At 64.3% G+C, this 19,129-nt stretch carries 18 protein-coding genes; 10 read left to right on the top strand and 8 right to left on the bottom strand.

Features of this window, described 5'->3' with window-relative positions; genetic code table 11:
• The first annotated feature begins 601 nt into the window (after positions 1–601).
• The 5 genes from ABL840_RS20770 (at position 602) to ABL840_RS20750 (ending at position 5,200) form a co-directional block, all read left to right on the top strand.
• Positions 602–865 (top strand): hypothetical protein, encoded by a 264-nt coding sequence (locus tag ABL840_RS20770; RefSeq protein WP_093209474.1) that lies wholly within the window; start codon positions 602–604, stop codon positions 863–865.
• A complete protein-coding gene (locus tag ABL840_RS20765) occupies positions 862–2,736 on the top strand; it encodes a site-specific integrase (protein WP_093307250.1) in 1,875 nt (624 codons plus the stop codon). The genes ABL840_RS20770 and ABL840_RS20765 overlap by 4 nt, the downstream gene beginning before the upstream one ends.
• 270 nt (positions 2,737–3,006) lie before the next feature.
• The gene (locus tag ABL840_RS20760) at positions 3,007–4,056 is read left to right on the top strand and encodes a Bug family tripartite tricarboxylate transporter substrate binding protein (RefSeq protein ID WP_240652216.1); all 1,050 of its coding nucleotides are present in this window, start codon (positions 3,007–3,009) and stop codon (positions 4,054–4,056) included.
• 11 nt (positions 4,057–4,067) lie between these two features.
• Positions 4,068–4,454 (top strand): chorismate mutase family protein, encoded by a 387-nt coding sequence (locus ABL840_RS20755; protein WP_418115957.1) that lies wholly within the window; start codon positions 4,068–4,070, stop codon positions 4,452–4,454.
• A gap of 131 nt (positions 4,455–4,585) precedes the next feature.
• Positions 4,586–5,200, top strand: coding sequence for a hypothetical protein (locus ABL840_RS20750; RefSeq protein WP_093307249.1), 615 nt, complete (start codon positions 4,586–4,588; stop codon positions 5,198–5,200).
• Between the two features lie 43 nt (positions 5,201–5,243).
• Here ABL840_RS20750 and ABL840_RS20745 read toward each other — a convergent pair whose 3' ends face one another.
• Positions 5,244–5,744 carry a hypothetical protein gene (locus ABL840_RS20745; protein ID WP_143043016.1) on the bottom strand — a complete coding sequence of 167 codons (501 nt, stop codon included), beginning with the start codon at positions 5,742–5,744 and terminating at the stop codon, positions 5,244–5,246.
• An 83-nt stretch (positions 5,745–5,827) separates the two neighbouring features.
• Positions 5,828–6,046, bottom strand: coding sequence for a hypothetical protein (locus tag ABL840_RS20740; protein WP_093209468.1), 219 nt, complete (start codon positions 6,044–6,046; stop codon positions 5,828–5,830).
• Positions 6,047–6,742: 696 nt separating this feature from the next.
• Here ABL840_RS20740 and ABL840_RS20735 point away from each other — a divergent pair.
• Complete coding sequence (locus tag ABL840_RS20735) at positions 6,743–7,534, top strand: transporter substrate-binding domain-containing protein (RefSeq protein ID WP_093209535.1); 792 nt, start codon at positions 6,743–6,745, stop codon at positions 7,532–7,534.
• Between the two features lie 101 nt (positions 7,535–7,635).
• Here the strand turns inward: ABL840_RS20735 and ABL840_RS20730 are convergent, their stop codons facing one another.
• On the bottom strand, positions 7,636–7,815 hold the full coding sequence (locus ABL840_RS20730; RefSeq protein ID WP_093429422.1) for a hypothetical protein: 180 nt from the start codon (positions 7,813–7,815) through the stop codon (positions 7,636–7,638).
• A gap of 245 nt (positions 7,816–8,060) precedes the next feature.
• On the opposite strand from ABL840_RS20730, the gene ABL840_RS20725 reads away from it, so the two are divergent.
• Complete coding sequence (locus tag ABL840_RS20725) at positions 8,061–8,612, top strand: MarR family winged helix-turn-helix transcriptional regulator (RefSeq protein WP_093209467.1); 552 nt, start codon at positions 8,061–8,063, stop codon at positions 8,610–8,612.
• Positions 8,613–8,939: 327 nt separating this feature from the next.
• Here ABL840_RS20725 and ABL840_RS20720 read toward each other — a convergent pair whose 3' ends face one another.
• The 5 genes from ABL840_RS20720 to ABL840_RS20700 all read right to left on the bottom strand — a co-directional run bounded on the left by ABL840_RS20720 (position 8,940) and on the right by ABL840_RS20700 (position 16,158).
• Complete coding sequence (locus ABL840_RS20720; protein ID WP_418115956.1) at positions 8,940–9,641, bottom strand: methyltransferase family protein; 702 nt, start codon at positions 9,639–9,641, stop codon at positions 8,940–8,942.
• A gap of 424 nt (positions 9,642–10,065) precedes the next feature.
• The gene (locus ABL840_RS20715) at positions 10,066–10,383 is read right to left on the bottom strand and encodes a hypothetical protein (RefSeq protein ID WP_093307248.1); all 318 of its coding nucleotides are present in this window, start codon (positions 10,381–10,383) and stop codon (positions 10,066–10,068) included.
• Positions 10,384–10,405: 22 nt separating this feature from the next.
• Positions 10,406–11,485: a hypothetical protein gene (locus ABL840_RS20710; RefSeq protein WP_093307247.1), complete on the bottom strand. Its 1,080-nt coding sequence runs from the start codon at positions 11,483–11,485 to the stop codon at positions 10,406–10,408.
• Between the two features lie 3 nt (positions 11,486–11,488).
• On the bottom strand, positions 11,489–11,710 hold the full coding sequence (locus ABL840_RS20705) for a hypothetical protein (protein WP_093209462.1): 222 nt from the start codon (positions 11,708–11,710) through the stop codon (positions 11,489–11,491).
• An 11-nt stretch (positions 11,711–11,721) separates the two neighbouring features.
• Positions 11,722–16,158: an RHS repeat-associated core domain-containing protein gene (locus tag ABL840_RS20700; RefSeq protein ID WP_093307246.1), complete on the bottom strand. Its 4,437-nt coding sequence runs from the start codon at positions 16,156–16,158 to the stop codon at positions 11,722–11,724.
• Between the two features lie 540 nt (positions 16,159–16,698).
• Between ABL840_RS20700 and ABL840_RS20695 the strand changes: the two genes are divergently transcribed.
• The 3 genes from ABL840_RS20695 to ABL840_RS20685 all read left to right on the top strand — a co-directional run bounded on the left by ABL840_RS20695 (position 16,699) and on the right by ABL840_RS20685 (position 18,696).
• Complete coding sequence (locus tag ABL840_RS20695) at positions 16,699–17,328, top strand: hypothetical protein (RefSeq protein ID WP_146075520.1); 630 nt, start codon at positions 16,699–16,701, stop codon at positions 17,326–17,328.
• A 167-nt stretch (positions 17,329–17,495) separates the two neighbouring features.
• A complete protein-coding gene (locus ABL840_RS20690; RefSeq protein ID WP_093307244.1) occupies positions 17,496–17,963 on the top strand; it encodes a hypothetical protein in 468 nt (155 codons plus the stop codon).
• A 103-nt stretch (positions 17,964–18,066) separates the two neighbouring features.
• Positions 18,067–18,696: a DUF2268 domain-containing putative Zn-dependent protease gene (locus ABL840_RS20685; RefSeq protein WP_093307243.1), complete on the top strand. Its 630-nt coding sequence runs from the start codon at positions 18,067–18,069 to the stop codon at positions 18,694–18,696.
• Positions 18,697–19,129: the final 433 nt, after the last annotated feature.

The raw sequence follows: 19,129 nt of genomic DNA, 5'->3' as shown, positions 1-19,129 counted from the left end.
AGAAGCATCAGGCTGATAGCCTTGGGTTGGGAGGCGGGTCCCGCGTCGCGATAGGCAAGCCCGGGTGCCGGGGTGATAGCGTCGCGGCCCAAGCCCGGCGGTTCGATGAAGAGACGCCCCGGAATATTCAATGCGAGCGGCCACTTACGGCGAAGACCGAAGCCAAATGCTCAACACGACGGCGCAAGCGCATTCCACCGCACTGGCCCGGCGCACGGCGGCCTGGGAAAAGTCATTCTGAATCAATCACTTGCGCGCGATCCTGAGCCTGCCTTCTCGGATTTGCACTCGCCGACATCGCAAATTATCATTGATGATTATGTGAGTATCGATCTCTCTTCGGATGAGACGGATCCAGACAGGGAGTGGAAATTGGGAAGGCCAGCATGCTGGCCTTCCCCGTGTTCGCGCCTGGCGCACCGGTAGCATTGAAGGCAAACAACACAATGAGGGTCTCAGTGAGCACGATGATTTGCAGGGGGATGACCGCAGTTGAGCGGCCAGGCAGCCGCGGTCGCGCGGGCGATTTCGGATGTCAGCATCCCGGTCCGATCGGCTTGGGCCGAGCCGCTGCCCGGCGCCGGGCAGGGGACATGAGCCGATGAGCCGCCACCCCGTTCCGAGTCCGGAGGAACTGGCCGGACTGGATGACGAAGTGCTTGAGCGCCTGGCCATCGAGTGGCGGGCCCGCGCCTCGCGCGGCACGAAGCAGGCCTACGGCGTGGCCCATGCGCTGGAAGTCGAATGGCGCCAGCGCGCGCGTGTCAGCCGCGCCCAGCAACTGCCGCAGCCTGTGGTCGCGCCGCGCCGCTGGTGGAAGTTCTGGCAGTCCTCGCCGGGGCCCGGGTCGCCCCCTTCACCGTGAAGAAAACGTCCCCGCGCAAGCTTCATCGCGGCCACTTCGCCTTCATGCGTGCGCTTGCGCAGGGCGTCGACGAACGCGCCAGCTGGGAGCGCTACCTGCGGCTGGAGGGCGAGCATGTCGATCTGCGCACCGTGCGTCGCACGATCGCCTGGATCCGGGATGCCTTCGCCGCGGCCGCGCGTCGCGAACGCAGACCCGGCACGGCGCGTCTGATCCTGCTCGATCCCGAGCGCTTCACGGCCCCCCCGGCGCTGCCGAGCCTGGCCGAGTTCGCGCAAGCCCAGGGCCTGGAGGATTTCTCGGAGGCGGAGCAGGTCGAGGCCTACGAAGCGGCCTTCCCGCAAGGCGGCGGGGCGTCGGGCCGGGGCCGCGGCCAGCCCTCCCGGCGCGCGCGCGTCATCGAGCGCCAGCTCGAGGCGCTGCACTGGCTGGAGCGCCTGGTCGCCCAGGATCCGCGCCCGGCCGACGGCGTGTCCGCCTGGCTGAATCCCGTGCTGGCCGCGCGGCTGGAGCGTGCAGGGCTTTTGACGCTGGCCGCGCTGGTGGCGCGCATCAACGGTGCCGGGGCGCGCTGGTGGGTCCAGGTGCCGGGCGTCGGACAGCGCAAGGCCACGCGGATCATGGACTGGCTGCATGCCCACGAGCAGGTGCTGGGCCTGCGGGTGGGCGCGCACGCCGCTGCACCGCGTGCGCAGCTGAATCCATCCGCCCTGGCATCGGTGGTTCCGGCAGCCACCGCATTGGTGCCCTACGAGAAATTCGTGCTGCCCGCGAACCTGGATGGTCGCGCGGGTACCTGCCGTGCCCCGCGGGAGGTCTGTCGGCTTGCGGCGACCGACGACCATGAGGCCGTGGGCGCGTGGCTCGCCTCGAAGGGGCGCGCCGGGCCCGCGCAGGCGCCGCTGACGTCCACGCAACGCTCGTACCGCAAGGAGGCGGAGCGGCTGCTGCTCTGGGCGGTGCTCGAGCGCGGCAAGGCCTTGTCCTCCCTCACCAGCGAGGATGCGCAGGCCTACCAGGCCTTTCTCGGGGAGCCTCCCGCCGAGTGGTGCGGCGCGCGCCACCACCAGCGCTGGTCACCGATGTGGAGGCCGCTCGAAGGTGCGCTGACGCCGGTGGCGCTGCGCCAGACGCTGATCATTCTTCGAAGCCTGTTCGCCTTCCTGGTGGTGCAGGGCTACGTGGTGGGCAACCCCTTTGCGCAATCCGCCTTGCCGGCGGATGCGCAGGGCCGGCTCGGGGCGAATCGCACGCTGAGCTTTGCGCAGTGGGATCACATCGATGCGCTGCTGCAGGTCCACGTGGACACCGAGGCCGGCCGGCGTCTGCGCCGGGGCATGCGCTGGTTGTATGCGACGGGCCTGCGCCTGGCCGAGATCACCGGCGTGCGCTGCGAAGACCTGCGACCGGGAATGCCGTCGACCGCCGACGGGCTCGGTTGCAGCGACTGGCTGCTGTCGGTGACCGGCAAGCGTGGCGGGCGCCGCGAGGTCGCGGTGCCCGTCGAGCTGGTCGACGAGTTCGGCCAGGAGCTGGCGCGCCACGGCTTCGACCGGCAGGTGAATGCACCCGGCAACCACGGCGTTCCGCTGCTCGCGCGCTTCGGTGGGGGCGCCGAGCATCCCGCCGGCTGGTCGTCCTCGGGGCTGTACCAGGCCATCAAGGCATTCCTCGCGCGCGCCGCGCAGGGTCTGGGCGCGGCCGATGCCGCGCAATTGAGAAAGGCCAGCACGCACTGGCTGCGGCATTCCCATGGGGCCCATGCCCTGCGCGGAAGGGAAGGGCGTGCGCCGGTGTCCTTGGCGGTGGTGCAGAACAACCTGGGCCACGCGTCGTCCACCACCACGTCGATGTACCTGTCGAAACCCTGATCGGGCAAACGCTCGCGCGGGAGCACGCGTGGCGTTCGGTGGCCACGCGAGCGCGCTCCGGCATGTCTGCATGCATCGGCCACGCATTTGCGTTTGGCAGCGAACTTGCACCACAGGCAAGTACACCGTGGCCAGGATCGTGCGCTGTCCGCCGGCAGACAGGGCCTGCGCAGCGCGGCGCTGATGCGCAGCTTCTTGCGCACCAGGCAGGAGTTGATCGGGGGAGCGGTCGAGGAAAGACTGGCGCCCCCGTTCCCAACTTCCATCACCATGTCTTTCCTCCTGACTCGATCGCCTTTCACTCGCCTGCTGTGTCTGGTCGGCGCACTCGTGTGCGCCGGCACGGCCTGCGCGCAGGCCTCCAGCGCGGCGCGCGCCGATGCCCGATCCTCGGGCGCCTCGGGTCCTCCCGGCGAGGCGCTGAACTGGCCGACGCGGCCGCTGCGCCTGGTCGTGGGCTTTGGCGGCGGCTCCTCGCCCGACTTCGTGGCGCGTGTGCTTGCCGAACCGCTGGCGAAGGCGCTGGGCCAGCCCGTGATCGTCGAGAACCGACCCGGTGCCAGCGGCAACATCGCGGCAGACGTCGTCGCGAAGTCCACCGACAGGCACACGGTCGGCATTCTCATCAACGGCAACATGACCATTGCCAAGGTGCTGAATCCGTCGATCTCCTATGACCCGCAGAAGGACCTGATGCCCCTGAGCATCATCTGCACGGCGCCCCTGGTGCTCGCCGCGGCGCCGGAGGTCGTGAAGACCGATGCACGGGGCTTCCTCGACGCAGCGCGTGCGGCCGGCAGCCAGTGGAGCTACGGGACGCCCGGCATCGGCACGATCGGCCACCTCGGCATGGAACTCCTGAAGGCCCGCACAGGCATCGGCGCCGTGCATGTGCCCTACCAGGGCAACCCACAGGTCATCACCGGCCTGGCCAGCGGGCAGCTGCAGCTCGCACTGCTGCCGCCGGGCCTTGCCGAACCCCAGGTCAAGGCCGGCAAGCTGCGTGCGATCGGCGTGACCTCGGCGCGCCGATCGGCGCTCGTGCCGGACTACCCGAGCCTGCAGGAAGCGGGGCTGAAGGGCTTCGAGCTCGAGATCTGGACCGCAGCCGCAGCGCCTGCCAGCCTGCCGCCTCCCATCGCGCGGCGCCTGAACGAGGTCCTCGCGGAAATCATCCGCTCGCCGCAGGTGCAGCAGAAGCTCTTCCAGCACGGCTACGAGGCCGTGGGGATATCGGGCGAGGCGCTGGTCCACCGGGTGAAAGCCGATACGGCGGCGCTTGCCCAGATCATCGCCAGCCAGGGCATCAAGCTGGAATGAGGAGCGCTTTCATGAACTCGGAACAACGGCGCCCGCATGGGCAAGACGACCGCATGACCACGGTCCACGACGCCATCCCGCTTCCTGTGGGCAGCCACGATGCCGCCGAGCACATCCTGCAGTCGCTGCGCGACGAACTCGACAGCCTGGACAGGACCCTGCTCGAGACCCTGAGGCAACGGCTGAACTGCTGCTGCCGCATCGGGCTGCACAAGCGCGATCACGCGATCCCGATGATGCAGCCCCAGCGCATCGGCGTGGTCCAGGCGCGCGCGGCCGCCTTCGCCGCCGAGCACGGCATGAGCCCGGCGTTCCTGCATGCCCTCTATGAACTCATCATCGCGGAGACCTGCAGGCTGGAGGACGAGATCATCGGCGCACCCGCGACCTCTGAATGAGCGCGCGCATCCTTCACTGGGTCACGAGCCGGCCGAGACAGTGCCTGGGTCCTTCCCGATGCCGCAGGCCTGGCAAGGCGCATCGCCGTGAGCGACCATCCCCTGGCCATCTTGCCTTGCCGCTGAAGCACATGATCATCTTTTCGACACTGGGCCCGCGGGGCAGCAACCATCACTTCGTCCTCGGGCAGTACCTTGCCGCGCACGGCCTCGCCCATGCCGCGCGCATCACGCTGTTCGACGACTTCCACAGCGGCGCGCGCGCATTGATCGCCGGTGAGGCCGACTACCTGCTGCAATGTGCCGTGCATCCCGCGGCGGCGGAGATCACGGGCACCTACCGCAGGGAGATGGCGGTGGTCGATGCATTCATCTCTCCCAGCCAGCCGATGGCGCTCGTGCAAGCCAGGGACGGCAGGGAAGGCGCGGGCAAGGTGGGCGTGCAGCCTGCCACGCAAAGCTATGCGGACCTGAGCGCCTGGCCGGATGTGGTCCACGAACCCACGGTGCTCGCGGTCCAGTCGGGCCTGGAAGAAGGCCGCTACGGTGCCGGCATCGTCTTCGCGTCGTTCGCGGCATCGCGCGCCGAGCGCTTCGAGGTGATCGAGCCCATCGGCACCGTGTGCGACGCCTGGATCGTCTACGGGCGTGCAGCGATCGACGAGGGCAGGGCGGTGGTCTGGAAGGACAGCCCGGTGGCACGGCAGTTCCGGCAGAGGGTCGGAGGACTGCCTGAACGCGGATGAGGCCTGCCCGAACATCGGGTCGCCGAACCGCTTGATGCGGGTCTCAGGCGCCCATCACGGCCAGGTCGCCTTGTTGTCCGAAATATCGCCTGGCCTTGGCCGAGAATCCGAAGGCATAGGCCCACCATGCAATCAGCGACGGCATGAGGACGAACTGCGCAAGCAGGCCCCCTGCTCGCTCTGCCTCGCTGTCATAGGTGGTTGTGTCATGCCCGAAGAGGCTCGTGACGGCAAGAAGCGCCAACACCAGCAGCCCCAGCCAGCGTCCCCATCGCCTTGCCTTGAAGATACCTGCCGAGACGATCAAGATCACTCCTAGGATGGCGAGGCGAAAGCCCAAACCCAGCAGGATGCTCCATTGACCAGGGATTTGCCTGACATAAGGTGCGAGCAGGAAGATTTCCTGTGCGATCCCGACTGCAAGCGCGATCCCCATCAGTGCCAAGAGGGTCAGCAAGAGCCACGCCGAGATGGGCCGCGGACTGCGCCGGGCAGGTGTTGCAAGGACGACGCTTTCAGGAGGACTGTAGGGATTGGGCTGCATGGATGGTCCGCGTGACCGGGTGTGGGTTGAGTGTATGCGTCGCATCACATCGTCTGCATGCCATCAAGGCCCTTCCCGATCAGCTAGCCGGGTGCCTGCCCAACATTGCCGGCGAACCATCGGAAGATGTTCGTCTGGCTCCTTCCGTTGCTCAACCGCACGAACAGAAAGCCGCGCTCCGCGTTGCCCAGCGAGTCCACTGGGATGCCGGCTGCCCGCAGGGCGGTGAGTTCTGCACTGGCGCCGATGTCGGACGGCAGTTTCAAGGTCACGGTCGCGTTGTGGATGGTCCGCTTCGGCATTGCACTGGTTCCCATGCTTTCTGTCGACCCCGAGTGGAATCGAAGAGGGCCGTGATCGGCATCCCGCGTTCATAGGAGGTCTGGCCCGAGGTGATGCACAGGCGCAGTCCTGTAGGCGCTGCAGTCTTTGAGTCACTCCCGGTACAGCGCGCAGGTCGCCCCGGCTGGCGGTGCTCCTGCCCAGACACCCTCCATCCTCGCAATGCCGGCTGCACCGGAGGTTTCTCGCACAAGCCAGACGAGAAACCTCCGCCGCGATGCAAGCGTCGAGAAGCAGGCGCGAGCGTGGGAGCTCCGCGGACAAGCCAACGACCGTGGCGCAGAGCGCCTGCCCAAGCTGCGCTGGAGGCGATGTGGTGAGACGTGTCAGTTCCGGGCGCTGCGAATGCTGCGGATCGGTCCCGAGCGTTCGATAGCAAAGGAGGCGAACTCGCCCGCTTCACGGCGCCAACCCGATAGCGCTCAACCACCCATTCGGCTTCGTACGACAGCCGGTCTGGTGATTCCCCAATGTGGGGCATGGATCCCCGATTCGGGGCCGGCTGGCACCTTGCGCACCACGGATGTTTCGATTGAAGGTGTATGAGTCTTGTATACCAATGGCACGATTCGTGCGGCAAGAGGCCTGCGTGGCCTTCAGCGACCGGTCGTGCGCTCGAGATCAAACCTACAACCGCTCCTCATCGTTTGGGCATCATGGGAATTAGCAGATTGCAAATCGTCCTGGGCCTGGCGCTCAGCGGCTTCATGGCAGCCGGCGCAGTGCATGCCCAAAGCGCGTTGGACACGATCCTGAAGAACAAGAAGATCGCGATCGCGGTTCCACCTGATTTCCCACCCTATGGATCCATGGACCGGGACTTCAAGATGCACGGCCTGGACATCGACATGGCCAACTATGTCGGGGCCAAGCTCGGCGTAGAGGTCGATCTGATCCCCGTGACCAGTGCGAATCGCATTGCGTACCTGCAGAAGAGAAAGGCTGCGCTGGTCATCTCTACCTTGGGCAAGAACCCCGACCGCGAGAAGCAGATCGACTTCACCGCTGCGTACTCGCCCTTCTATCAAGCCATCTTTGGTGCGAAAACGCTGAGCATCAAGAGCTTTGCCGATCTGTCGGGCAAATCGATCGCTGTCACACGCGGCTCGGTCGAGGACCAGGAACTCAACAAGGTGGCTCCGGCGGGTACCGACATCAGGCGTTTCGAAGACAACACCAGGACCGTCGCGGCCTTCGTGTCCGGACAGGCGCAATTGATCGCCACGGGTGCGTCGGTCGCGAACACCGTCATGACCAGCAACCCGTCGCTGGGAACCACCTACAAGCTGCTGTTGAAGGAAAGTCCGAACTACATCGGAGTGCCCAAGGGCGAGGATTCGCTGCGCTTGAGGGTGAACGGCATCATCGAAGAGGCGAAGAGAAGCGGCGAACTGGACAGGTTGTCGATGAAATGGCTGGAGCGCCCGGCCGGCGAGCTGCCGCAGTAGGTCTGAAAGCGATGGCACGCGAATGTCGTTGAAGCATCACTCGCGTCGTGTGTGCCAGGAGGAGCCCGATTCTCGCGTCGAGCCGACAGGAGCGGCTGCTTTCACGCGAGTTCCTTGGAAGCGCGAATGAACCGGACGGAGATCTTGGCCGCGGCGATCAGCATGGCGCGCGACGGCCGCGGGTTCACGCCGACCCGTGCGATCAACTGTTGGCGCAGTCCACCCAAGATTTTCTTGAAGCAGCAACTGCTGTTCTCTATCGCACCTTCGGTGTTCTGCATCGGTCGGTTGCAAGCATGGCGCCGTGCGAATGCGCCGGCCCGCGTTGTGGCAGATGACTGTCCAACCGTTGCGCATCACGCTGAGCAGTACCTGACATACCCGATGGGGCCGTGTACTTTGAGAGAAAGAGCTCGCCGCCCGGCAGAAGTTGCCGCACATTTCAAGCTGCAGCCTGGTACTGAAACAACGCTAGCTACTGACCAAGTCAACTGCCCGACGGTCGGGCCACACGCAATCGATTCCTATGCAAGCCTTTCCTGATACCGCAGCGCTGCGCGCGCCACGTGCCCTGAGCGATCTCCTGTTGTACCGGCTGTGGCGTGCCACCCGGACGAGCAGAGGGGTGGCAACGCGCATCGTCGAAGGCGGCTTCGGTATTACCCATCGCGAGTGGGGAATGATCGGCATGCTCGCGCAGGTCGGCGAAATTCAGCCCTCCGCGCTCGCAGAGCGCTTGCAACTGGATCGGGTGAGCACCTCGCGGGGCCTGCGAGGCCTCGCAGAGAAGCAACTGATCGAAAGACGCCGGGATGCCGACGATGGGCGCGAAGTCCATGTGCAACTGAGCGCCGCTGGCCGGCGGCTCTTCGATGAATTGCTCCCGCGCATCGCTGAGCTCAACATCGATCTTCTCGAGGGCATTGATCCTCAGCACCATGACGTCTTTCTTGAGTGCCTCCGCCAGCTCGAGTTGCGCAGCGACGCATTGAATGCACGGTGCGCCATTCCGGAGAAGGCCGACCGTCGCTCGGGTGGTACCCGTCACCACTGGCCGAGGTCGATCCATATCGCCTGATTGGGGCCCGCTCGAAGAGGCCGAGCCTGATCCGCGGATCCGGGGCATGGCCTGTCATCCGGACCCGGCTCTCCCGGGTCATTCTTGAAGACGTACCCTTGGCTTCGCAGGGGATGAGAGGCGGTCGGCCAGCATCAGCACTGATGCCTTTCGTTGTCGCGTGCGCAGGGGCGAAAGCCTGCCTTGAGGCACCTGCCAATTCCCGGCGCGATGCCACCAGGGGCCGGGGGCTCGGTCCATATGAATCGGCCTGTCGCACGAACGAGCCGGCCGCCGTCGGCGGCCCCACGATCGCGTTGCGACGAACGGTGTCGCGGAACTCGCCCTTCACCAGAGGCCTGGAAACAATCTCCAGCGAATGCGGCGGGCGTAGTCCGCATATCCAGAAAGTTCAGCCTGCAACAGGCGATCTTCCCAAGAGGTCCGTAAGACCAGGAAGGCCGAGGCGAGTGTGGCGGGGGCGAGTGCCCAGAAAGAAGCCAGCGCGAGGGCCATGCCGAGGAACAACGCAAGTGCCGCCGAATAGCCCGGATGGCGGACGAATCGATAGGGACCTGTATCGATCACGAGTTGGCGGCGCTCGGACTGGATGCGCACGCCGGGTTCGAAGAACGGATTCACAGCCTGTGCCCACGCAGTCACAGCAATCCCTGCAAGAACCGCGACATAGCCCAGCACCACGAGCCAGCCTGGCACTTCCGACCAGCGATAGCGCCCGGCATCCAACGCCGCCACGGGCAGGATGGCCACCATCATGGGCAGGATGACCGCCAGCAGTGCCTTGTCCCAGCCTTTGGTTCCCGGCTGGATGCGACTGCGCGCGCGGTAGATCATCGGATTGACCCGTGCGAGCACCAGCGCCGAGATCCCGAAACCAAGCACCAGCACCGCAAGGAATACCCATCCCGGAGCCCAGCTGAGCGAGCCCGCAGGCAGGAAGACGAGCGCAAGCAATGCAAGTGGCAACCCGATCGCATAGGCGATCGCCGCGCGAGGCGAGATCGAAGGTGGCTCTTTGGGGGCTTCCATGGCGTGCCTACTTTGACACGATTTTCGCCATCTCGAGGCCCTTGCTCGAGTAAACCCACCCGTTGTCGCGCCAGCTCACGAGCTTCATGAAGGCGCCGTCGAGCGCGGTACCGGCCGAGCTTGGACCTTCGCTTGGTCAAGCGCTCGCATGGGCAGGGGTGTTCATGCGGACGGCTCATTTCTCTCGATCTCCAGGCAGGAGATCCCAGCCAAGTCCTGCCGCCCATCCGATTCCGACCAGCCAGGCGGTGGACTGAGTGGAATCGACGCCCGGGGCGATCCAGTGAAGAAGCAAGGCCAACAGGAGCCCTGCAACTGCCCCGACAAACGCGAGCGGTGAGGCAAGCGCTTCGAACATCATCGGTCGCCCTGCGCTGTTGCACAACGGTCCGATCCTCTTGTACGCATGCTGTTTCCTGTCGAGTTACGGCGCGTGCGCGTCAGAGGATACGGCTACCGACCATGGCTCCGCGATCTTGTCGATGACCACCTGGATGAACTTGTGTCCGTCGCCCGTGCTGGCCCAGTAGGTGAAGTGCGACCGGGGCCTCGCCATGCGGAAACCGGTGAGCATCAATCCATCGATCGACTTGTACTTGGCATCTAAGGAAGGTGCTGTCATCAGGTATTCGCGCGCCAACTCGGCTTCGCGCGATGTCGCTGCTGAATACCAGGCAACTGCGAAGCCGCCAACGCCCGGCATTGCTGCGCCGATGAGCGAACATTTGGCCTGCCAGCGCATTTGTGCTCACTCCGTCGCCTGCTCATCCAGTCCTCACCGTGTCGCGCTGCGTGGGCGGTACGCTGGGCTGCTCCCAATTCTGCGGCTGCGGACCCCATGGCGGTGAAGGTTCTTTCTCGAGCAGCGCGCAAGCCAGCGCACCCAGATCGATGTGGAGATTTTCACGGGCGGATGCCGCTCCCGCATCCGAAGCGTCTGCATCGAGCACGAATCTCTTGAAGGCCTCCCAGTCGCTTGCGAAATGGCTCACGATCAGCCGGGCGAGATCGTAGGACAGCATGTTTCCATCGTCGGTGCGCTTGAACGACTCACCCGACCAGAACTCCTGGATCTCCTGTGGTCCCCAGAAGCCCAGGTGCTTCCTGCGCAGTTCGTGCGTGCCCGGGTAGCTCCCGGAGCCGCCTGTAATACGAAGCTCGGTATTCACTGCCAGTCCCTCGTTCAACCATAGCGGAAGCGGCAGGTGCGCCAGGCAGCTGTGCGTCATTTCATGTGCGATCACCGGCTCGATCGCGCTGAGGTCTGCCTTGACCGTCACGAAATGGGCACACCCATCGTTGATGTACATCCCGCTGCTGAATGCGAACTCACCCTGGTCCGGGTAGTAGTGCGCGACGTACCTGTAGTAGCTTTCCGCATCGTCGAAGACGATCAGGATGTCCTTTCCCCATGACGGGATCTGCGCGAGACCATCGAGCGTCGCTGCAACACGTGCGAGCGTGCGCACCATGTAGTGGAGGGTCGCCCTTGCAACGCCGTCGTCCAGCGATGACAGAAGCATCGCACTCTCGGCTTCGCGAAGCTGGAACGCGGGACCAAGTGCCTGCCGGAAATGAAGCAGCCAGGCTTTTTCCGCGGCCTCCCATGCATGCGCCTGGGCTGCCGGTGATTCGGTGTCCGAGAGCCATGACTCGACCTCCGCCCACTTCATCGCCGGAAAGCCTTCGTGAAGACTCAGGTGTTGGGAAAGATGGAGATCGGGCAGTCCGTCGGCGGAGATGACGGCGGGAGGTAACAGACCCTGCTGGGCGGTTGGCTCAACGTCGCCGGAAATCGGCCGACCTGACTTTCCCCCGAACAGGGTGCGCAGGAAATGCAGCATGCCCTATCTGGATTTCCTGGAGTGCTTGTAGAGCGCGTGTCCGATGATGCCCATCCCGATCAAAAGTATCGGCAAGCCGCCTGCCCATGATTCATACGCGGCGGGCAGGAGCATCTTGAACACGTTGTCGATCCAGCAGGTCGTGCGGCACATGCGCTGCCCAGTTCCCATCAGGACCAATCCGATGAGAACCCCGGCAACACCAATTCCGAACTCGACCTTCAACACTCACTCCTTCATGGACGTATTGCATCCAGCATCCGTCGGATTTGACCATCGCTGTTTCTGTACTTGTCCACCAAGCCAGGCAGGTCCGACTTCGGATCGAAGCTTGGTGGGTTGAAGACGGGCCCCAGCATTGTCTGCGTGCACCGGCAACCTTCCGGCGGAGAGTCCTTGAAATAGGCTGGCGGCAAGAAATCAGTGGGCGACTTGCCGGGTGTGCAGGACCGCTGCGAGCACTCCCACCGCACACACCTGAATCGGTAGTCGCCGGCCTCCGGATCAGGCACAGGCATTTGGGCTGCAGCCTCCCAAGCCGACTGGGTTCCTTCGCCGCGTGGTGTCTGGATGGGCTTGGGTCCGCGCCGCTCCCACTGGCGTCGGTCGTAGGCGTTGCCACCCCGTGTTGCGGGCCGCGCGTTCCTCAGACCTTCCGGATCCGTGAAGCTCAACGGATCCGCATCGACATACCCGAAGCGATTCCACCCGCCATCCAGCCCGATCGGGTCCGGCTGGCTGTAGCGCCCGGTTCTCGCGTCGTAGCTGCGGAAATAGTTGTAGAAGAGGCCCGACTCCTCGTCCGCGTACTGCCCCGGATACCGCAGGTTGAACTTTACCTCGGAGATGCCGGTCGTGCCGGGGTTTGGCGTCACATCGAGGTTCGCGAAGCGATTCTTTGCCAGCGTCGGCTTGTCTTCCCCGAAGGCGCTGTAGCCCCATTGCCAGACGGCCTGTCCATCGGCATTGCTGAGCCTTCTCGGCGTGTTCAGGTGATCGCTGTGCACCGCGTACGTGGCGCCATTGATCACCGCAGCGACCGGCATCGGCCCGTTGGCTGTCGGCAGGTAGATGTAGCGTGCTTCACCGGCGCTGTGCGTGCCGCCGCTGCCGAGCTCGGCGATCAGGCTGCCTTGCTCGTCGTAGACATAGGCGTAGCCGAGCTGCTCGGCCGGCGTCGTCGCCGGGCTCCACAGCTTGGTGAAGAAGGCCACGAGGCTGTTCCAGAAGCCCGGGTCGTTCTCGTCACCTTGGCTGGGCGGGTACAGCGGTTCGGTCTTGAACACACGCTGGCCCAGTGCGTTGTGCGCATAGCGTGTCGTTGGGCTGACGTCCGTTGCGCCCGTGGTGGCCGTGGCCAGGCGACCTTCCGCGTCGTAGCCGTAGCTCCTGAGGCCGTCGCCCGTCAGGTCGCCGTTGGCGTTGTAGCCATAGGCGACGCTGGTGCTGCTGGCGCCGTTGATGGTCTGGCTGAAGCCGGCCAGGCGGTTGGTGCCGGGCTGCAGGGTGTAGCCGCGGCTGGTCGTCTGGCCTGCCAGCACGCGGGTGCTGGCCGTACGGTTGCCGTTGGCGTCGTAGCCGAAGCTCGCGCTGTCGCCGGCAGTTGCTGTGTTGGAGAAGCTGATGATCCGGCCCGTCGGGCTGTAGCCCACGCTCCAGGTCGTGTCGGCAGCGACGACGGTGCTGTTGCCGGGATTGCTGTCGGCAGGGCCCCAGAGGTTCTGGGTGAGGCTGCCGATGCGGCCGGCCGCATCGTAGGTGTAGCTGCTGAACTCGGTCTGCGCCAGGCGCGCGGCACTGTCGTAGCTGCGGCTGGCCGCCAGCGCCGGACTGGTGGTGGTGAACGTCCAGTTCCATCCCGTGGGCTGGCCCAGTGCATTCCAGGTGATGGCGGAGACCAGCGGGTTGCCGTTCCAGCTCAGGCCCGTGAGGCGGCCCGTGGCGTCGTAGGTGTGGCTGAGCGTGCCGCTGCCGGGGTAGCCGATGCTTGCGAGTGTTCCGGTGGGGTTGTAGGCGTAGCTGACCTGCTGGATGCTTGCGTTGGTCAAGGTCTGCTTCTTGAGCGTGACGCGTCCGTGTTCATCCCGGGTGTACTCGGTGATGCCGGCGCGGTCGACGATCTCGCTGAGGTAACCCATGCTGTTGGGGCTCAGGTCGTAGCGCAGGGTGGTGGTCTTTCCATCGGCGAAGACCAGGCTGGTCGGACGCCCCAATGCGTCGCGGGTGATGCTGGTGGCTTGGCCGAGCGCGTCGGTGACCTGGCTGGGCAGGCCCAGCGCATCGAACTGGCCGCTGCGGGGGCCGCTGTCGGCACTCGCCTCCGCGGTGGCGTTGCCCAGGGCATCACGGCTGTAGCTGGTGGTGATCGCGTTGAAGTCGCTGGCCTGGGTGATGGCATCCAGGGCGTTGTAGCCCAGGCCGGCGTTGGCACTGGCCGCATCGGTGATGGTCTTGACGCGCGCCAGCGCATCCAGGCCCCAGCTGGTGGTCTGGTTCAGCCCATTGGCCTGGGCGATGCGATCGCCATTGGCGTCGTAGCCGAAGCTCTCGTTCTGGCTGCTTCCTTGCGTCTGCGTGGCAATGCGGTTGAGCTTGTTGATGGTGCGGGCGGCTGCCCATGCGACCGAGCCGGATGCATTGAGCGTCTGTTCGGTCAGCTGGTTGCCGGCCGCATCGAGGGTGTAGGCGCCGCTCTCGCCGCGGTTGTTGCTCCAGCCCGTGAGGCGTTGCGCGGCGTCGTAGGTGTAGGCGGTCACCAGGCCGGTCGGCAGGGAGATCGTCGCCACGGTCCCCGTGGGGTGGTAGGTGAGGGTGGTGGTCTGCCCCAAGCCGGAGCCCACAGTGCGCGAGAGCAGCCGGTCGTACGCATCCCAGGTGAAGGTGGTGACGAGCCCGTTCGGGTCGGTCTGGCTCGCGAGACGGTTGGCGGTGTCGTAGGCGTAGGTTGTGACGTGGCCCATTGCATTGGTCGTGCTCAGCACATTGCCGCGGGTGTCGTAGGCGTACGTGGTGACGGCACCGTTGGGCTCGGTGTAGGTGTGGATGAGGCCTTCGGTGGTGTAGGTCCGCTGGCTCGTGCGTGCCGAACCTGCCGTGCCGCCGGTGTCGGTGATCGTTTCGGTGAGTTGCCTGCCGACGGCGTCGTAGGTGTACGCGGTGTCCCGACCCGTCAGGCTGACCAGCGTGGGCACCGGCAGCGTCGTGTCCCAGGTCGTGGCGATGGTCCTCTGCTCGGGCATGCCGAGCGCTTCGGTGCGCGAGGCCTCCAGGCCGCGGGTGTTGTAGGTGAAGCTGGTGACGCTGCCTGTCGCATTGGTCTGGCTCGCCAGCAGGCCTCGCGCGTCGTAGGTGAACGAGGAGTTGCTGGCCGGGCAGCCGGGCGCAGGTTCCCCCTGGATCTGCGAGATGCGCTTGACGCCGTTGACCACGGTGTAGTGGTAGGTCGTGGCGCGTCCCACCGCGTCGGTCACGGTCGTCGTGCCGTCGGCGTTGTAGGCCACCTGCGTGAGTCCGGCATTGCCCGCGTGCGTGGTGCTCGTGGCGCGTCCCAGCGAGTCGTAGGTGTAGGTGGCGAAGCGCACGCCCAGTTCATCGGTGATGCCCGTCAGGAAGCGGGGGTTCGATGTGTTCTCGTAGTGGTACGTGCGACTCGTCACGTTCGCCCCGGCCGTCTTGGTGACGGAGGTCAGCCGGTTCGCTGTGTCGTAGTTGTAGGCGATGCTGAAGTTGGGTGTGGTCAGCGTGCGCGGCTGGAAGTGGGCGTCCTCCGTGTAGCCGATGCTGTTGCCGAACCCGTCGGTCACCGTCACCGCGCCATTGGTGCCGTAGGAGAGGCTGTGGGACCAGCCCTCGGGATGCGTCCGCTTGGTCAGGCGTCCGGTGGTGTTGAACTCATAGCGGGTGTTGTCGACATCGACATAGAGCCAGCCGGTGCCGGTCTGCGTGAGCGTGCCGAGCTCGTCCGCGTCGCGGGTGATGGTGGAGCCGCTGCGCGCGAAGGGTGATTCGCGACCGTTCGCATGCAGCAGCACCACTTCGGCGGTGCTGATCCTCAGACGGGTCGAGTACGAGTAGCGCCAGTAGCCGTCGGCGCTGTTGAAGATGCGCGAGAACTTCAGCGGATGGTGCGCGGAGGCGCTGCGGAAGTCTTCCTCCTCCTGCACCTTGTTGCCCATCGCGAAGTTGATGGGGTTGCCGGTGCACGACTGCGGCCCGTTGCGCTCGGTGCCGTCGCCCTTGTTCTTGCGCGGGATGACGTCCGACGTGTCGTAATAGACCGTCATGTAGTCCGACGCGCTGCAGCCGCCGACGCTGCCCGAGACCGCCAGGTAGTTCGGGCCCGCGCGCAGCGTGACTGGAACGCCGCGTCCCTCGAGAAACGACACGACCGCGGTGAACGAGCCCGAGTAGCTGAAGAAGGGCGATCCGTTGAGGGTGGCGGTTACGGTGCCGGCGTCCCCCGTGGTGGCATCGCCGCCGCCGGTGCCGTATACCGTGATGTTGGGCGAGGTGACTTTCGCGCCCTTGCTCGGCGAGGTGAAGTTCAGGGAGCAGGCGGCATGGACGCCGGCGGAGATGCCCAGCAGCGTGAATGCGGTGGCGCCTTGCAGGGCGAGTCGCTTCATCAGGCGATGGCTCGAATGGCCATGCCCGGCGGTTGCGTCGGAATGCATGTGTGACCCTCGTTCGTTCTTTTGAATTCGGATGCATTGCGTCGTGCGGCAATGCCGGAACGAGCGTAACGACATGTTTTGCGAAGCCCACCAATGGCCTTTTCTGGCTTCTGTGATTGCTCATCGAAAGAATTACTTTGACGGCCGCGAGCGCTCGTCAGCGGGTCCGACGTCGCATCCTGCAGGACCGCAGGTATCGCTTCACGCAACTCCCGCACAGACTTCACGTGGAGTTCGGCGGTGTCGAGCACACTGCGTCTCGACAGCGGTCCGGTGCTGGTAGAGGCCAGGGGGGAAATGCTTGGGGGGAATCGCCTCGATGCCGGCCGCTGTCGCTTTTTTCTCAGCGCAGGAGCACTCTCAGAGCAAGCGAGAAGCCGTGCCTCCTGATCGGGTGAATGCTCGACAGCACGCAGCTAGACTTCCTCCGTCGGCCAGGACCACACGGTTGCGACGTCTACGAAAATTCACCTGACTCCGGGCATCTGTGGCGTCGAAGTGATGCGGCGTTGAGCAATTTGCCGGAGGTACATGAATCCAATGAGAGCCCGCGTCACAACCCTTTTCCTTGTCGGTCTTGTCACTGCCGGCCTTTCGCACGCCGAAGGTGCGGCAAATGAACTGTTTCCGCGCATGTCGAATATCGAGAATGCGCAACGCGATTCAAAGGGGCTGGGCCCACAGCAAGAGATCGTGGTGGCCCCTTTCTTGGGAGACCTGTCGATCGCGCTGACGTTCGTTGGCAGGGATGGTCAGCCTGTCGCGGCGACCCACGCTGACTTGGAACGCCTGAGCCTCAACCATGACATGGCCCGCCAACTGGCATTGAAGAACTTCAAGACCAGATGCGTTTCGAAGTTCACGAGCTTCGAGGGCAACTTTTGGGCCATTGACGTTCCGTATGCGCCGGAGTGTCAAAGCGCCGTGTATTTGCTCTGGGACGAAATTTGGTTGGACGTCGGAAGAAAGCTGACAAATGGAGTGGTCGCCGCCATGCCAACCGAGGGCATGCTCATGTTTGCCTCGGCTGACGACTCTGCGGCGGTGGGGCGTTTGGAGCGGTTGATATCAAGCGAACAGGCCATGCCGATGGCAAGACCAATGTCATCCCTCATGTACATACACCGCGACGGCAGATGGGCTGTCCTGAGTGTCAATAGAGGAAAGTAGCGCGACTTCGCTGAGGTGGTCAAGCATGGTGGCTCAGTGGCCCGCGAGCCATCTGCGCTGACGTGGCAGCAGGCTACAGTCGGCCAGAAACGGGCGTCCGAAGCGCCTGGTCATTTGGCTGCACAGTCAACACGTAAAGCATCGAAAGCTATTGAAAAGGCGAGTCTATGGACGAAGACCATGGCACTGTGGAGTTGCGCAGCAAACGCATGCAGGCCGTTCCGTGGGCGGCGTATCAGACTGCGTATGGTCCGGCCATCGCTGTACCAGGCCAGCTTCTTCGACTTGCAGGGCAGGGCGAAAACACCGCGCTCGCTGCAAGCCACGATCTCTGGTGCTCGCTGTGCCAACACGTTTACGCGGCACCCGCCGCCGTTCCCGCGCTGCCGTTCATTCTCGAGGTACTGAATACGGCAAGCGAGAAATTGACCATCGCGATTCTCGACATCCTTCTGGGATTCGTCAGTTGTACGTTGCCGGACGAATCGGCAAGACCAGCTTGGTTGGCCGAGTTGCGAATCGGAGTTGCAAGCGAAAGGCCGCGACTGGAGCTGTTGAGTACACACGCAAACAGCGAGCTCGCCGAACTGGCTTGCGATTTGCTGAAGGAACTGGATTCGCCGCAAAGCTGCTAGAAGCTCCACGCGGCCAACAGCGGACGGCTAAGCGCAGTTCCCGAAGGGCGCACGTACTGCCCGCAAGGCGTTCAAGAATCAGCCAACTCGTACTTAATGCAGCGTGACCATCGCTTTTCATTTCCTTGACGCTGGCCGGCAATTGACGCCATGGTTGCCGCGAACGCGCGAACTGCTGTCATCGGTGGAGGGTGATGTAGCGAGGTTGCTCCATGCAGATCGAATTGATGTTGTGACCTATGTGTCTGATGAAGTGATTCCCGAGCTTGGTGTTAATGGATTTTCCGAGGGTCGGCACCTCATGCATCTGAAGCTAGACCCCAGGAACGCTAACTTCGTAAAGCACTTTGAGACGGCGGTTCCATCTCTGTTTGCCCACGAGGTTCATCATTGCATGCGGGAAGGGCGCGTTGGCTACGGTGCGACGTTGCGCGGTGCCTTGATATCCGAGGGCCTCGCATGCCACTTCGAGGCGGAGGTCACGGGACGCGTGCCCTTTTACGCAACCGCGCTGTCGCCTGCGCAAGTCGATGCCATGCTGCAACGCATGTTGCCGCAATTAGATGCGGCTTGGTACAACCATCCTGCGTGGTTTTTCGGCAGTCCGCGCGAAGAGATCCCAAGGAACTGTGGCTACTCGGTCGGGTTCGGCCTGGTAGGCGCCTATTTGACTCGCAATGGTTTAACGGCGAGTGGCGCGGTTGGGGTACCTGTAGCATCTTTCTTCAACTAGGACGCGCGTTGTGCAGAAGGCAGAATCCGGCCAGGACCAGACCTTGGAATGAACGATGGATGACGACTTCTCAATCGACGCGCCTTACTCACCCGTCATTGCCGTACTGTTTCTGAGCAAGGAACGTGTGGAGGTGGCCGTTGAGGGGGAACCGGACATACATTGCTTTGCGACTGAGAACTCGGACGCCGGGCTGTCTGAGTTCGAGCAGCAGTTGAGCGCCTGTAAGTTTCGGGCCCGCCCAATCATCACTTTGTGCATGTCTCCAGATGGAGCCTTTGAGGGCCGCTTCTTTCAAGAAATGCACGCAGCCCCATTGTTGAGGCACATATTTCCCCAACCGCGATTTTTGGCATTTGCGGACTCGGTAGGTAGATCCCCGTTCAGTGCGGAGACGCTGCTTCTAGCCTTTCGGGAGCTCTTCCCGCGAGCT

Source organism: Variovorax sp. NFACC27 (genome assembly GCF_048301545.1).
In the GTDB taxonomy this organism is placed as follows: domain Bacteria; phylum Pseudomonadota; class Gammaproteobacteria; order Burkholderiales; family Burkholderiaceae_C; genus Variovorax; species Variovorax gossypii.
The sequence above is the reverse complement of the archived record's forward strand: the minus strand, read 5'-3'. Positions and strand labels throughout refer to the sequence as shown.

Bases quoted from the DNA above. Each gene is read 5' to 3' on its own strand.
- ABL840_RS20710 (WP_093307247.1), bottom strand. From the start codon at position 11,485: ATGCTGCATTTCCTGCGCACCCTGTTCGGGGGAAAGTCAGGTCGGCCG.
- ABL840_RS20745 (WP_143043016.1), bottom strand. From the start codon at position 5,744: ATGCAGCCCAATCCCTACAGTCCTCCTGAAAGCGTCGTCCTTGCAACA.
- ABL840_RS20735 (WP_093209535.1), top strand. From the start codon at position 6,743: ATGGGAATTAGCAGATTGCAAATCGTCCTGGGCCTGGCGCTCAGCGGC.
- ABL840_RS20740 (WP_093209468.1), bottom strand. From the start codon at position 6,046: ATGCCGAAGCGGACCATCCACAACGCGACCGTGACCTTGAAACTGCCG.
- ABL840_RS20700 (WP_093307246.1), bottom strand. From the start codon at position 16,158: ATGCATTCCGACGCAACCGCCGGGCATGGCCATTCGAGCCATCGCCTG.
- ABL840_RS20730 (WP_093429422.1), bottom strand. From the start codon at position 7,815: ATGCAGAACACCGAAGGTGCGATAGAGAACAGCAGTTGCTGCTTCAAG.
- ABL840_RS20695 (WP_146075520.1), top strand. From the start codon at position 16,699: ATGAGAGCCCGCGTCACAACCCTTTTCCTTGTCGGTCTTGTCACTGCC.
- ABL840_RS20750 (WP_093307249.1), top strand. From the start codon at position 4,586: ATGATCATCTTTTCGACACTGGGCCCGCGGGGCAGCAACCATCACTTC.
- ABL840_RS20715 (WP_093307248.1), bottom strand. From the start codon at position 10,383: ATGCGCTGGCAGGCCAAATGTTCGCTCATCGGCGCAGCAATGCCGGGC.
- ABL840_RS20755 (WP_418115957.1), top strand. From the start codon at position 4,068: ATGAACTCGGAACAACGGCGCCCGCATGGGCAAGACGACCGCATGACC.
- ABL840_RS20720 (WP_418115956.1), bottom strand. From the start codon at position 9,641: ATGGAAGCCCCCAAAGAGCCACCTTCGATCTCGCCTCGCGCGGCGATC.
- ABL840_RS20725 (WP_093209467.1), top strand. From the start codon at position 8,061: ATGCAAGCCTTTCCTGATACCGCAGCGCTGCGCGCGCCACGTGCCCTG.
- ABL840_RS20760 (WP_240652216.1), top strand. From the start codon at position 3,007: ATGTCTTTCCTCCTGACTCGATCGCCTTTCACTCGCCTGCTGTGTCTG.
- ABL840_RS20770 (WP_093209474.1), top strand. From the start codon at position 602: ATGAGCCGCCACCCCGTTCCGAGTCCGGAGGAACTGGCCGGACTGGAT.
- ABL840_RS20690 (WP_093307244.1), top strand. From the start codon at position 17,496: ATGGACGAAGACCATGGCACTGTGGAGTTGCGCAGCAAACGCATGCAG.